At 44.4% G+C, this 14,640-nt stretch carries 12 protein-coding genes and 1 pseudogene; 1 reads left to right on the forward strand and 12 read right to left on the reverse strand.

What is annotated here, in order from left to right:
• Position 1: 1 nt before the first annotated feature.
• The 7 genes and pseudogenes from ABIB39_RS15380 to ABIB39_RS15410 all read right to left on the reverse strand — a co-directional run bounded on the left by ABIB39_RS15380 (position 2) and on the right by ABIB39_RS15410 (position 8,330).
• A complete protein-coding gene (locus tag ABIB39_RS15380) occupies positions 2-589 on the reverse strand; it encodes a C40 family peptidase (RefSeq protein WP_354431050.1) in 588 nt (195 codons plus the stop codon).
• A 144-nt stretch (positions 590-733) separates the two neighbouring features.
• Positions 734-3,343 (reverse strand): DNA mismatch repair protein MutS, encoded by a 2,610-nt coding sequence (gene mutS / locus ABIB39_RS15385; RefSeq protein WP_354431051.1) that lies wholly within the window; start codon positions 3,341-3,343, stop codon positions 734-736.
• 488 nt (positions 3,344-3,831) lie between these two features.
• Positions 3,832-4,314, reverse strand: a complete 483-nt coding sequence (locus tag ABIB39_RS15390) for a hypothetical protein (protein ID WP_354431052.1) — start codon at positions 4,312-4,314, stop codon at positions 3,832-3,834.
• 23 nt (positions 4,315-4,337) lie between these two features.
• A pseudogene (locus tag ABIB39_RS15395) lies at positions 4,338-4,598 on the reverse strand (phytanoyl-CoA dioxygenase family protein); the annotation flags it as partial.
• 15 nt (positions 4,599-4,613) lie between these two features.
• Entirely contained in the window at positions 4,614-5,081 is a 468-nt protein-coding gene (locus ABIB39_RS15400; protein ID WP_354431053.1) for a phytanoyl-CoA dioxygenase family protein, read from the reverse strand.
• A gap of 356 nt (positions 5,082-5,437) precedes the next feature.
• A complete protein-coding gene (gene ccsA, locus ABIB39_RS15405; protein WP_354431054.1) occupies positions 5,438-7,903 on the reverse strand; it encodes a cytochrome c biogenesis protein CcsA in 2,466 nt (821 codons plus the stop codon).
• Positions 7,904-7,916: 13 nt separating this feature from the next.
• Positions 7,917-8,330, reverse strand: coding sequence for a cytochrome c maturation protein CcmE domain-containing protein (locus ABIB39_RS15410; protein WP_354431055.1), 414 nt, complete (start codon positions 8,328-8,330; stop codon positions 7,917-7,919).
• A 798-nt stretch (positions 8,331-9,128) separates the two neighbouring features.
• On the opposite strand from ABIB39_RS15410, the gene ABIB39_RS15415 reads away from it, so the two are divergent.
• A complete protein-coding gene (locus ABIB39_RS15415) occupies positions 9,129-9,767 on the forward strand; it encodes an NAD(P)-dependent oxidoreductase (protein ID WP_354431056.1) in 639 nt (212 codons plus the stop codon).
• A 38-nt stretch (positions 9,768-9,805) separates the two neighbouring features.
• On the opposite strand, the gene ABIB39_RS15420 is transcribed toward ABIB39_RS15415, so the two are convergent.
• The 5 genes from ABIB39_RS15420 to ABIB39_RS15440 form a co-directional block, all read right to left on the reverse strand.
• Positions 9,806-10,567 carry a hypothetical protein gene (locus tag ABIB39_RS15420; RefSeq protein ID WP_354431057.1) on the reverse strand — a complete coding sequence of 254 codons (762 nt, stop codon included), beginning with the start codon at positions 10,565-10,567 and terminating at the stop codon, positions 9,806-9,808.
• Between the two features lie 97 nt (positions 10,568-10,664).
• On the reverse strand, positions 10,665-12,101 hold the full coding sequence (locus tag ABIB39_RS15425) for a Glu/Leu/Phe/Val family dehydrogenase (RefSeq protein WP_354431058.1): 1,437 nt from the start codon (positions 12,099-12,101) through the stop codon (positions 10,665-10,667).
• A gap of 158 nt (positions 12,102-12,259) precedes the next feature.
• Complete coding sequence (locus ABIB39_RS15430; RefSeq protein WP_354431059.1) at positions 12,260-12,460, reverse strand: CcmD family protein; 201 nt, start codon at positions 12,458-12,460, stop codon at positions 12,260-12,262.
• A gap of 1 nt (position 12,461) precedes the next feature.
• Entirely contained in the window at positions 12,462-13,127 is a 666-nt protein-coding gene (ccsA, locus tag ABIB39_RS15435; protein ID WP_354431165.1) for a cytochrome c biogenesis protein CcsA, read from the reverse strand.
• 317 nt (positions 13,128-13,444) lie between these two features.
• On the reverse strand, positions 13,445-14,635 hold the full coding sequence (locus ABIB39_RS15440) for a carboxypeptidase-like regulatory domain-containing protein (RefSeq protein ID WP_354431060.1): 1,191 nt from the start codon (positions 14,633-14,635) through the stop codon (positions 13,445-13,447).
• Positions 14,636-14,640 lie beyond the last annotated feature (5 nt).

Genomic DNA, 14,640 nt, shown 5'->3' on the forward strand with positions numbered 1-14,640 from the left:
GCTATTCATCTACCTGCGCCGTAGTTGTATGGCTGATAGACCCACCCCGCGAAAAGAATTTATAGATGCCATTATCATGCAGGCGGGCTACCAAAACGCCCTTGCGGGTACTGGCGTGCACAAAATAACCGTTTTGCAAGTACACCCCAACGTGGCTAAACTGCTTGCCGTCAAAATCAAAGAAAACAAGGTCGCCTTCTTTTAATTCTTCTTCAAATTTACGTTTGATAACATTTACTTGCATGGCGCATGTACGTGGCAAGGGCTGGTCGTAAACCTGTAATTGAAGCAGCGATACCAAGCCCGAGCAATCCACACCATCCTTACCCATACCGCCAAAACGGTAAGGGGCGCCATACCATTCTTCTATAAAGCTATATAGGCGGCCATTCTGGATCTCGTTGCGCTTTACGCCCATTAATTCCGAATACTTCTCCGCTATTTCCTTATCAGGCTTCACCATTACATAGGGGCCGTTTTGGGCAAGGTCGGCGGTATTCCTAACCGTTAATTTTTTGGAGTGACAGGCCGATAAAATGATAGCAGCGACAAAAAATAGCAAGAAGCGCGAATGGCGTGGTTTCAGCATAGCCTAAAGATATTCGTAAACACTTACACGTTACAAGCGGATGTTATAAACATATTAACAGGTGAATGTGCGGATGTGCAAATATGCAGATATGCAAATGAGCTTTATCTGCATATCTGCACATCTAAAATCCGCACATCTAACCTATCCCTTTATCACCCTTTGTATCTCATCCAGTTTCATCAGGGCTTCTACCGGGGTTAGGGTATTTACATCAAGGTTGTTCAGCGTATCGCGGATCTTTACCAATACCGGGTCATCTATCGAGAACATTTGCATTTGCACAGCTTGTTTCTGCACTTTGCGGATGCTTTCTTTGATATGCTCGCCGCCGGTGCGTTCATTTTCGAGTTTTTTCAAGATCTCATTGGCGCGGTTCAATACCTTTTGTGGCATCCCGGCCAGCTTAGCAACATGGATCCCGAAGCTATGCTCGCTGCCTCCGGGTACCAGTTTGCGTAGGAAGATGATCTGCTGCCCAACTTCCTTAACCGATACATTGAAGTTTTTGATCCGGTTGAAACTGTTGCTTAGTTCATTCAACTCGTGATAGTGGGTTGCAAACAGCGTTTTTGCCTTCGCTGTCGGGTGGTTATGCAGGTATTCACCTATCGACCAGGCGATGGAGATCCCATCATAAGTTGAGGTGCCGCGGCCTATCTCGTCCAGCAGGATCAAACTGCGGTCGCTTAAGTTATTGAGGATGCTGGCGGTCTCGTTCATCTCCACCATAAAGGTAGATTCGCCCGACGACACATTGTCCGATGCCCCTACCCTTGTAAAGATCTTATCTACCAAACCAACCGACGCGGCCTTAGCAGGCACGAAACAGCCCATCTGCGCCATGAGTACAATAAGGCCTGTCTGCCTTAGCAAAGCCGACTTACCCGCCATGTTGGGCCCGGTAATAATGATGATCTGCTGCGAATCTGAATCCAGGAAAACATCATTAGTGATATATTCCTCGCCCAACGGCAGGTTTTTTTCAATCACGGGGTGACGGCCACCTTTTATATCCAGCACGCGGCTCTCGTTCACATCCGGTTTAACGTAATAGTTTTTGATGGATATGGTGGCAAAATTTAGCAGTACATCCAAACGGGCTATCAGGATAGCGTTCAGCTGAATGGGTTTAATATATTCTGCAAGAGCATACAGCAGGTCGTTGTAAAGCTTGGTTTCCAGCACCAGGATTTTTTCTTCGGCGCCTAAAATCTGCTCCTCGTATTCTTTAAGTTCGGGTGTAATATAACGTTCGGCATTTACCAAGGTTTGCTTGCGGATCCATTCTGTAGGCACCTTTTCGCGGTGAATGTGCGTTACCTCCAGATAATATCCAAACACATTATTGAAAGAAACTTTAAGCGATGGAATGCCTGTAGCCTCTGCCTCTCGTTTCTGGATCTCCAGCAAATAACCTTTACCACCGAAGGCGATCTTGCGCAAGCGGTCCAGTTCCTCATTAATGCCCTCGTTCATTACCGAACCTTTTACCATCATTACAGGTGGCTCGGGGTGCAGTTCGCGGGCTATCTTTTCAGATATGGAAACACACGGGTTTAGCTGCTCGCCTATCGCCCGCATCGGCTCGCTTGCCGATTCCATCGTGAGTTTCTTAATGCTCTCGATAGCGATCAATGCTTTTTTTAGCTGGCAGACTTCGCGAGGGTTAGCTTTTTGCAGGCCTATTTTAGAGATCAGCCTTTCCAGGTCACCAATCTGGCGGATCTGATTTTGCAGGTCTTCGCGCAGTTCTTCCTGTGCTATCAGATACTCTACCACGCCAAGGCGATCTTGTATGGGCTTAATTTCTTTGAGCGGCATCACTATCCAGCGGCGCAGCATCCTTGCGCCCATCGGCGAACAGGTATGGTCGAGCACATCAACCAAAGTCAACGCGTTCTCATTGCTCGAGCCTACCAACTCCAGGTTGCGGATGCTGAACCTATCCAACCACAGGTAGCGGTCTTCCTCTATCCTGCCAATGGCCGAGATATGTTGCAGGTTGCGGTGCTCGGTCTCGTTCAGGTAATGCAGCGCAACACCGGCAGCCACGATTCCCAAATTAAGTTTATCGATACCAAAACCTTTCAGCGATTTTACACCGAAGTGCTTTAGCAACGTCTCATGAGCGTAATCGCCACTGTAAGGCCATTCGTCGAGGGTATAGGTATAGAAGCGGTCGCCGTAGGTATCCTTAAAGTCGTGCTGACGGCTTTTTGGGAAGATGATCTCGCTGGGGCCGTAGCTTTGCAGCAATTTATCGATATAACTTGTACTACCCTGTGCCGCCAGGAACTCGCCAGTCGAAATATCTATCAGAGCGATGCCAATGCTGTTCTTCTCAAAGTACAGCGAAGCCAGGTAATTGTTGCTCTTTTGCTGCAGGATGTTATCGCTGGTGGCGACGCCGGGGGTAACCAGTTCGGTTACGCCACGTTTTACAATGGTCTTGGTGGTTTTAGGATCTTCCAACTGGTCGCAAATGGCGACACGCTGGCCGGCACGTACCAATTTTGACAAATAGGTATCCAGCGAATGGTGCGGAAACCCTGCCAGCTCGATATGCGTTGCTGCGCCATTGGCACGGCGGGTAAGCGTAATGCCCAAAATACCCGAAGCTTTTATGGCATCGGCACCAAAGGTTTCGTAAAAATCGCCCACGCGGAACAGCAACAGAGCACCGGGGTACTTAGCCTTTATGGCGTTGTATTGCTGCATTAAGGGGGTTTCTTTGGTTTCGCTCTTGGCCAAGGGTGTGTGCTTTTTTAATAATCTGCTAATTTAATTCATTGCCCTCGTAATACCGGGATTGTGGAAAAGTTAAAGAGATGTGGAGAGAAGAAGTTGAAAGTAAAAAGTTAAAAGTCGAAAGTTTTGTACTGTCCCACTTTTTATGACAAGTGAGTGGGACAGTCATTTATTGTGCTAAAAATCAACACGTTACGAAATATCAAATTTAGCACTTAGTTAAAGTACAGGTTTATATTAAATATTTAAAAAATTTACAGTCAGGTATTTAAACAAAATCCTTAGGGTGTCTCACTTGCAAAAAAATGGTACAGCGTGGGACAGAGTGAGACACCCCCAATTACGGTTTAGACGACGACCATTCGTGTTAGATATTTTTCGCCTTTGTTGGTATCTCACCAAAAAACTAAGGACGAGCCTTACACATGCATGGCGGCTTGTTGGTGACACACCAACAAGAGCTCTGTAAATACCTAAAATCTAACTCTCCGTTAGCTATTCTCCAGTTCCGCCTTTTCTTCATAGGTAAGGTTTAGTTCCTCGGCTATGGTATCAACCTTTGGCCTAAGTATTATAAAATATACGATGATAGCACCCGATATCAACAGGAATATAAAATTGGACGTCAAGAAATAGCATACGATGCAAAAGAGAGATGCACCTTCTAACAACGCGTACCGTATGATCAATGCCGATTGGTAAGCCATCATTTTTTCGACAAAGGTTTCCTTTTTGGCAGCAACGTTTACCACCTGTTTATAGATCAGGTTACCAACAAAGAAACCCATTATAGCCAATATCAGCGCGATGATAAGGAACTGGTTATCCCTGGATGTATCTACCTTAATATTTTTATTAATGAAAAGGGTTACCCCGGCAAACAACACCTGGCCGGCAAGCAATGCCAAATGAACAAGCCTGGCTATTTTAAAACTTGGTTTTAAGTTGTTTTGTGATGTTTGGTTATAGTTCATGAGGTTTGGTAATTTAACGCAGTTTAAGCAATTGAAGGGGAAGTTGCAAGTGCTCCCAACCTCTCCGACCAATTTATTCCCTCCGGCAGTTCAGCGTTGCTAAATTCAATATGGATTACCTTACGGGGCTTGTTATTGGTTGTTCGGTTCGACGCGTGCAATAACAGCGGGCGCAGAACCATTACCCCGCCTGCTTTTACATTGCAGGTGTGTTCAGTTTCTATATTCCAGTCGATAGTTTCGGGGCGATAGATCTCTTTTAATTGCGAGCCGGGTATAACCTTTAACGCGCCGTTGCCTTAGTCAGTATCATCCAGGTGAATGCGGATAGTGAAGTTATTTTGCAGGATGTTCAACGGTGGCTGTACGGCGAATTGGTTTTGTTTAACCGTCCACGGCCCATAGCCGGGCAGTTCTGCTTTTTTATCTACCGATATGGTCAGGTCCTGGTGCCAGGCAACAAACCAGTTGGACTTTTCGGGCTTATCAAAATAAATAGATTTAACGGCGAAATAACCATGGCCAAAAAGACTGTTAATGATCGCTTTCAGCTTATCGTTAAAAACGATATCATTCACCGTTGGGATCTCTTTTAGGAACTGCCTGATGGCAAATAGGTCGTCCGTTTTACGGAAGGTGCTTTTATCAGTATTGGCTTGGTTTATTTCGGTGAGGATGGCAGTAATTTCATCATGGGTATAAATGGCTTCAATAATGGTAAAGCCACTTGTTTCGATTGCTATTTTGTTATAATAGGTATTATCCATTTGAGTGTAAAGGAACAAAAAATTGGATAATAACCACGCGTTATTGAGCGATAGCTACGTGGCATCTTCGATAGAATTGTCTACGGCTCTGTAAGTAAGGGATTGCCACGCTACGCTCGCAATGACGCGGAGAGAGATGAAATTGCGTTAAGGATAGCAGTGGAAACCCCGGGAAAGAAGGGCTGCCCCTATCGGCAGGCCGGAATGAGGAGTTGTAACGGATAGCCTGGTCGCTTCTATCAGCGGAAACGCCCGGGTTCAGTTTGCAGTTGATAGTTTGCAGTTGCAAAAGCACAAAGGGCACGAAGTATTTGCTCCGTGCCCTTTGTGAAAATATTTTGTCCTTCATTATAAAATTACACCACCTTAACCTCTTTGCTTCTGCGTAATATCGACATGAAGAAACCGATAACCATGATGATGGTACCCGCCCATAAGAAGTTGATGTATGGGAATTCGATGGCTTTCAATACGATGAATTTCTTTTTGCTTTCGGGCTGTTGATAAACGGTTATTTCTACCTTACCATCGGCCATGGTTTTGCCGGGGATGATTTTGGTGAAACGCAGTTTTAAGCCTGCATCTTCCAGTTTTTTACCAAAATCAAACACGGCGCGGCCTTTAATCATATAAACGGGTTCGCTTTGGTATTTTTTACCGTGGGTAGTAATCTCCAGTTGCGCGCCTACGGCTATGTCTTTATCTGTAATGGGGATATTTTGAAGTTTAACATTCTTATTTAAGCCTTTCAGCACAATGATACCGTCGCGGTAAGCCATGGTATCGCCAACGGCTATTTCGTGGGCCACAGGGGCATCGTATTTCTTATCGTCGTTTTCATCGCCATGCTGTCCTTCTTCCTCTTTTGGCCCGGTGGTGATCACGTTTGTCATGGTGATGTGGGTGTACAGGTCATGGAACAGGTAATGCTTGGTATCCGGCGTTGACGACATGCCGCCCTGCGCCTGGATCACGTTAGGCCTAAGCGTAAAAGCTTCGGTTTGCTTGCCATCTTTGAGGCGCTTGTAGTCGATATTAAAGAAATGGCTTGCTCCTTCAACGGTATCGCTGGTAAAAGTTACCATATATTCGCCCATTTTAAGGGGCTCGTTCTTGTAGAGCAGGATATTTTCTTTAGGGTTTTCGTCTTTAGCAAAATCCGCGCTATATTGCTCGCCGGTAAGGTTTTCTGATACAACGCTTTTTGTACCTGCGGATATCAAAGCGCCAACCAATAACAGGCCGAAACCAATATGCGCAACTGCCGAGCCGGCCAGTTTAAACTTTCCTTTAACAGCATCAGCCAGGATCTTCCCGTTACCTACAATGGTATAAACCGAGCAAAGCATCACAATAATGAATACGAAATGCAATTTGTAAAAGCCGGTTGCATATACGATCAAAGCGGTGATTAGCGCGGCAAAACCGAAGTACACCAACGTGGTAATGAAGAAACGGGTAGTATCGGTCTTTTTATATTTCAGGAACTGGGCAAAGCCGCTTAACAAAGCGATGATCACCGCGAACGATGCCTGGATAACGTTGTAATGTTTAACGGGATCTGTTGGCGGGGCAAGCTTGGTGCCAAACATCAGGTTCCAAACCGGTACCGAAGTTACGATCACCAGGTGGAAACACGACAAGCCAAGGAAGATAGCACCAACGAACATCCAAAACTCGCGCGAGTACGTTTCTTCGTCCTTTTTGGTGATAGGCATTGCCTTAAAGCGGCTAACCAACAGGTAAATGGTGATACCCAGGAAAACGAATATGCCGATAACCAACTGCCAGAACAGGCCAAGATCGGTAAAGGCGTGTACAGATGATTCGCCCAGTACCCCGCTCCTTGCCAGAAACGACGAATACCAAACCATTACAAATGCTACCAGCGTTAAAAACGTGGCAGTAAAGTACGAGTGGCCTGTATTTTTATAAACGATCATGACGTGCACTGCCGCAACCAATATCAACCAGGGGAAGATAGAAGCGTTCTCTACCGGGTCCCATGCCCAAAAGCCACCAAAGTTTAATGATTCATACGCCCAAAACGAGCCCATGATAACGCCCGTGCCCAACACCATACACGAGAACAAAGCGTAAGGGATAGCAGGCTGCACCCACTCTTTAAAGCGCCTTGTCCACAAGCCGGCAACCGCGTAAGCGAATGGCACAACCAATGATGCCGAACCTAAGAACAGCGTTGGCGGGTGGATGATCATCCAGTAATTTTGCAGCGAAGGGTTCATGCCCTTGCCGTCTTTTATAAAGCTAAGGTAATTTGGATTTTGAAAAATAGGGCCTTCGATGCCCGAGCTGCGCAGCAACATAAACGGCGAACTGCCAATATGCGCGCTGCCAATTTGCAGGCCCAGTATCATGGTTCCTAATACCACCTGCGACAGGGCAAGCGTTGTCATCACCGGTTTCTCCCATGATTTTGCTTTCCAGATCAGGATATTACCCAATACGGCTTCCCAAAACATCCATAGTAAAAAGCCACCCTCTTGTCCGTTCCAAAAACCCGAAATAAGGTAGTAAACAGGCAACTCTTTAGAGGTGTATGACCATGCGTAGTGATATTCAAAATAGTGATGGTAAAGGATATAGAACAGGCAAACACCCATGCCTATAATAGCTACGGTATTTAACAGGTAGCCTATGCGGCCAAGTCGCAACCAGGAGTTATCACTATTAGCAACTTTCTCTTGCGTGGCGAAGAAATAACAGATAAAAGAAAAAAGGGCTGCCCCAAATGCAAGTACGACAAAAAACTGGCCCAGCTGCCCGGGTAACAGGTGCTCGCCTTTAAAAACTATATCCATTAAAAAATTCTAATTATATATTGGCGCTCTTTTTGGCGCTCACTTCGGTAACATTCAGTTTATTGTCTTTGTATTTAGACGGGCACTTCATCAAAATTTTTGAAGCATGAAACTCGCCGCCGGTCATTTTACCGGTAAGTACAATCTGCTCCGAACGCTCAAAATCTTCAGGCTTGGTACCGCTATACACTACCTTGCATTCCTCGCCTTTGTTATCTTTCATGTAAAAAGAGAAGTAGTTGGCATCCTTGGTTGCATCGTAAAACAATTCTTTAGTTTTGTTTAAACGTCCAACCACATGCAATTCACTTTTAGTGGTTTTTGCATCGTTAAAAGACCCGTAAGTACTTGTATTTGAATAGGTGCTGATAATAACCGCGATAGCGATAGCAATAACAACGATACCTATAATTGAGCTTTTCTTCATTAATTGATATTTTCCTGTATTACAGGTTACAAAAATACAAAACGCAAAGCTAAATAAGTTTATTACACGGGATATATGTTATTTAGAATTATTATTGATAATTAGTGGTTAGTGGTTAGTGGTTAGTGGTTAGTGGTTAGTGGTTAGTGGTTAGTGGTTAGTGGTTAGTGGTTAGTGAGGAATGCTTAATATGTTTGTTTGTTTTGATTTAATCTGACCAGTCTCTGTTCACTATTCACTAATTACTAATAATGGCGTTGCCTATGGCCCGGGCTATCTGCTCATACGCCTGCAGGCATTACGCTTGAGGCCGGTATCCGCTTTTATCCCTAACGCAAAATTGTCTGAACCGGGGATTTATAGGATTATTACGATTTATTTGAGCCTGATGAACCTAACGTTAACTCTCCTAAATGCGGCCTTAGCGCCTTGCGGATAGCACAGGCACTGCCTCACCACGCCCTTTAACAGCGACGCGGTACAGCCGCGTGTTTTTTCTTTGGTTCGTTTCTTTTTTGCGACAAAAAAGAAATGAAGATCCACAGGCTTAGCAATAACTCACTGCCGCACCTAACTAAGAAGTGATTTACGGCTCTGTACAGCAAAGAGATTGCTTCGTACCAATGACGGGCTTATAGATTTCTCATACTTTAATCTCTAAATAATGCTACCTTTGCCCTATTAAAATCTCTTTATAAAATACCCACACATACAGTGCTATTAAAAGCAATGTACCTTTTGTGCCAACCCATCCGGCACCAACCATCAATTACTATTTACAATTTATAAAGAGAACACATGAAACCTATTCATACCGTCGCCCTTATTGGCGGCACCGGCAAGGCGGGTAAATACCTGCTAAAGCAACTATTACTTCAAAACTTCCGAATCAAATTGCTGCACCGCAAGCCCGAAACGCTCGACTTAAATAATTCGCTTATCGAGATCATCAAAGGAGACGCCCGCGATTATAACGCCATCTATACCCTGCTACAAGGGTGCGATGCAGTGTTAAGCTGCTTGAGTCAGCCCGTTGGCGAGCCGACTATCTTCAGCGATGCCACACGCAATATCCTGCAGGCGATGCAAGCCCATCAAATCAGCAGGTACATCACTATGGCAGGACTAAATGTTGATACCCTTACCGACCAAAAAAGCGAAACAACCCAATTCGGCACCAAGTGGATGTACGAGAATTTCCCGACTACAACCAAAGACCGTCAGGTAGAATACCAGCTGTTAGCAGATAGCGGAATTGACTGGACAATGGTGCGCCTCCCCCTCATCCACCAAACAGATGATATAAGCGAGATTAACGTCAGTTTGGTTGATTGCCCCGGCAACGGCATTAGTGCAACTAACTTGGGGTTGTTTATAATAGCGCAGTTGAGGAGTAAAGAGTTTGTAAATCAGGCACCTTTTATTGCCGATAAGTAATTCTATTGCCAACAGGGCGCCCTTTAAGCGCTCTGTTGTTATTTGAAAAGCCTATAATTTTTATACCAGTAACTTTTTATAAACCCCCATTTATAATCTTTGTAACTATAAATGGTTTTTATACTTAGCTGCTTTATTTCAATCTCTTTACCCCCAACAATCTTATAGATATAAATGCCATCTTTTATTCCACTATCGCCACATTCGTTTCCATTGATCGTACCCAATTTTACAGCTTTATAATTTTCGATGCAAAACAAATCGCTTGTCCAGTTCATATCGGCACAGCCATTGCGGTGGTAGGAGTAATAATATTTAGTGCCATTTATTTTTAATGAAGACGGAAAATCGTCAAACCCAATAACTTTTTTAAATTTTTTTTCAGTTTTGTCGTATAGCAATAGGTCTTCAATCCCGGGCACATTCGTCGTATATTCCAACTTAATGTCCTTATAACCGTCCCTATCAAAATCCTGGAATATTATCCCTCGTGTAAAATTAGAATCTCTAAAAATCGTATCTTTCTTTCCATTCACAACAAATACGTTTCCTTGTATTGTGCGTTCAACATCAAAATGCCTACCATCTACAAAGCCTTTGGTTATCGAAAGGATGGTATCTGGGCCTTTTGTTTCTAACTTTCGTTTAGAAACAACTTTACTGTGCCTACTTGTTTTCGTTTTCCATGCGATCTTATTGTCTGCTGGGTTTTGCTTACATGAAATAACAGCAATAATAAAAAGGAGGATAAGGACTTTAGCCATAACACTATAATTTTGCTTAAGGTAATCTAAAATCACTTTATATGGCCAGCCGCAGTAAAAAAAATTGACAAAAAAAGAGCGCCTTTCGGGCGCCCTTTTTAATATTATTAATGGAGATACTATCCCCAATACATCACGGCCAAACACCAAGGTTTTGATATGATACCGCTATTTTGTTGATAGCGCCTATCATAGCTGCATTACGCAGGGTACCAATGGCAGGGTTGCTCTTGTAGATCTCGCGGATCTCATGGTACGAGCGGATCATGGTATCTTCCAAACCGGAGTTCACTAATTCTAACTCGGTTGCACCCTTAACAATTGTTGAACGCTGTATCGGCGTCAATGGCACACCGGTAATACCTTCTACCATGTTAACCAGGTTCAGGTTCGAGTTTTCCTCGAACCTGCGGTTAATACGGCCAAATGCTACGTGGCTCAGGTTTTTCAACCACTCAAAATATGATACGGTAACACCACCGGCGTTGGCATACATATCCGGGATAATCATACCACCTGCTTTGTAAAATGCTTCCTCAGCCTCCGGCGAAGTCGGGCCGTTTGCACCTTCAGCAATAATTTTCGCTTTAATGCTGCCAATGTTTTGCGCTGTTATCTGGTTCTCTAAAGCGGCAGGTACTAAAATATCACATGGCTGCTCCAGGCCGTCCATGGTATTTTTAAATTCCTTTTTAGCACCCGCATATCCTAAGATAGACCCGGTTGACTTACGGTGCTGGAACACAGCTTCGACATCAAGGCCATCCTCGTTATAAATAGCGCCCTCAAACTCGCAAAGCCCAACGATGATAGCACCAAATTCGGCCAGGAATTTTGCAGAGTAGTAACCCACGTTACCTAAACCCTGTACAATAATCTTTTTGCCCGATAAGCCGGTGGTTAAACCAATTTTTTGCATATCCTCGCCAAAACTAACACACTCGCGTACGGCGATAGCTACACCACGGCCGGTAGCCTCGCGGCGGCCTGCAATACCATGTAAAGAGATCGGCTTACCTGTAACCGCGCCTAAGGCATCAAGCTGGCCCGGGTTCATAGTGGCATATGTATCGGCTATCCAACCCATTTCGCGCTCGCCAGATCCATAATCCGGGGCAGGTACGTCAATGCTGGGGCCTATAAAGTTTTTCTTGATAAGCTCTACCGTGTAACGGCGGGTTATGTTTTCCAACTCGCTAACGGTATAGTTTTTTGGGTTGATCTTGATACCGCCTTTAGCGCCACCAAATGGTACGTTTACGATGGCACATTTGTAGGTCATCAGGGCAGCAAGGGCCATAACCTCATCCTCGTTCACCATTTCGCTGTAGCGGATACCGCCCTTTGTTGGCGATTGGTGGTGCGAGTGCTCTACACGCCAGGCATCTATAACTTCAAAGCCATTGCCTTTGCGTATCGGGAAACGGAAACGGTAAACGCTATTGCATGATTTGATCTGGTCTAACAAACCGGCATCATGCTGGGTGAACTGCGCCGCATGATCGAAGTTTTTACAAACATCACCAAAAAAGTGAGTATCCTGATCTGCAGTCGGATTATTGATATTCATAATTTAGAATTGGATAAATAATTAATTCCTTAAAAAAGTGCACAAATTTCGTATATTTTTTATCAATAATGCAATTTTAAAAAGTTAGTGTATCCGTTACACGTATTATAAAACCTCACCCTAATCTGCGTTTAAACAGTATCGGCCAAGCTTTTGATTTAATTTTCTTTCTCGATTTTTTTTAATCTCCTGTCAATCGAGAACAGGTAAATAGCCAGGCCTGCAAACACTATTACAATGGTGCCTATCACCACATAAATTTTGCCTTCGCTGCGCATTTTATCGGCCATCTCTACATCTTGTGCTTTTACAGCCACGAAACAAAACAGCATTAATATCAGGGAACTTAGTTTCTTCATCTTAGTTGATAGCGTTCTTTTTATATTCAATTAAACGGATACGGTAGCGGATAGTTGCTATCCACACCGCCATTAATGCCCAGGCAATAAACGCGGGGTATAATACAGCGCGCATGCGGTTATCCATATCCAGTTTGCCAAAGGCGGGGTTACCACCGTTGCCGGGGTGCAAAGAGTCCGTTAAGCGTGGCAAAACCATGATCAGTACCACCATAACCGGGAAGGCGAAGATGTTGTAGATGGCCGAGATCTTGGCGCGTTTCTGCTCCTCGTCTATAGAATTGCGCAGCACCAGGTAGGCGCAATAAAGCAAAAAGGCAATGGCTGCGCTGTTTTGTTTAGGGTCGTTGCTCCAGTATTCGCCCCAGGTATAGCGCGCCCAAAGCATACCTGTTATCAGCCCTAAAACAAAAAAGAAAATACCCGTATTAGCCGCCTCTACAGCAATGAGATCATACTCCTCTTTACCCGTTTGTAAATATTTTATGCTATAAATTACCGATATGGTGAACACCGTGAACATGGCAATCCACATAGGCACGTGGAAGTAAGTATTACGGATGGTTTCGTGCAATATTTCTAACCTTGGCACGCCAAGCAGGAAACCGGCAACAAGCGTGTAAAATACCATTACAACCGCTAATACTTTCCACCAGGTTTGATAAATGAATTTCATATATAAATTATGCCGCAAATGTACTAATTAGATGATTTGATTTATGCACCGCACGTTATTATTAGCAATGTTTCATTATGCATGCATATCAATTATGATTGTTATTTTCATAACTAAGTTGAATTGAAAGATTGATAGGTTTTTTTCCTCGCGTCATTGCCAGGAGCGATAGCGAAGTGGCAATCTCTTTAAGCATATCGGTCATTTAAGGAGTATAATTACCCCAAAGAGATTGCTTCGTACCTCGCAATGACGCGCGTTGGACAAGCACCAATGAACATTTGAATTAATGAACCAATAAACCACCCTTAATTTACCATTTGCTCAGACGGTTCATAATCAACCGGCAGCAGGTTAGCTAATTTGGCTTTACTCCATGTACCCTCATACAGCGGACTATCGGCCACTACCGTACCATTCAGGTCGAAATATACGGCAGGGCTAAGAAGGGTTATTACACTGGTTTCAAAATTTTCCATATCCAGCGGGCGGTACAGGTCTTTAAAATCCTGGGTTTCGCGACGTTTGTTGTAAACTACATACAGGTAATTAGGGAAAGTCATCACAAAAAGCCCTTCTTGCGGTGGTTTACGGATGATCTGGTAAGCGGTTAATGCAGGCTTGGTCAGCTTTTCCTTATACCAGCGGGGCATTGCCTGCTGACCTAACCAATACCTTGTAGAATCGCGGTTAACCATCTGGAACATCTTTAGCTTTCGTTGTATCAGCAGGTCGGGCGCACGGTTAGGGTCAATAGTGCGGCTAAAATCGTAGATCTCGAATCCCTCCTGCTTTAACCGGTTTTTATACAACGACCTGTAAAAATGCCTCGCTGAACCATAGTAGGCCTCATCGCGCTTTTGTTTCCATTTGGCTTTTTGCGTGGCGGTGCCGGGCAGTTCCTCGAAAAGGGCGCGGCCGCTGTAGCTGGTGGTATTGTTCATGCTGCTGCTTAAAAACTCCTTTAGCAAAAACTTAACCCTGTAGCCAAGGGCATCGTTCTCCATCACCAAAAATTCATCGGTGGATGCTTCCAATTCAAGTTTTTTGCGGCTGTATGATAGGTTCAGGATGCGCGGGTTATTGATCTTACAGAACTTAGCGTTCTCGGTACCACCTATAAAATCTTTCTTAAACTGTTCAAAGTTCTTCTTCCAGTCGGCGTTGCTGGTAATAATTACCTCGCGCATCATCATCACTTTTGGGGTAAGGGCTATATTGACGTTTGCAGCCGCCGAGCCGACCATTACTTTTTGGGTGTACTCTTCAAAGCCAAGTACAGAAACGATCAGGTCATATTGGCCGGGCTTTACACCGCGCAGGCTAAACGTACCGTCGTCATTTGTAGCGGTGCCAAATGTGGCGTTATTTAAAAACACGCTGGCCTTGGCTACCGGGCTGTTACTGCCCGATGCTACCACTTTACCACTAATAACGCTTTGCGCGGTTGCCGTAAAACTTAGGGTTATGCAAACGAATAAAAAGCACCAGCGGCGCATAGTAA

Source organism: Mucilaginibacter sp. UYP27, from assembly GCF_040547175.1.
Taxonomy (GTDB): Bacteria; Bacteroidota; Bacteroidia; order Sphingobacteriales; family Sphingobacteriaceae; genus Mucilaginibacter.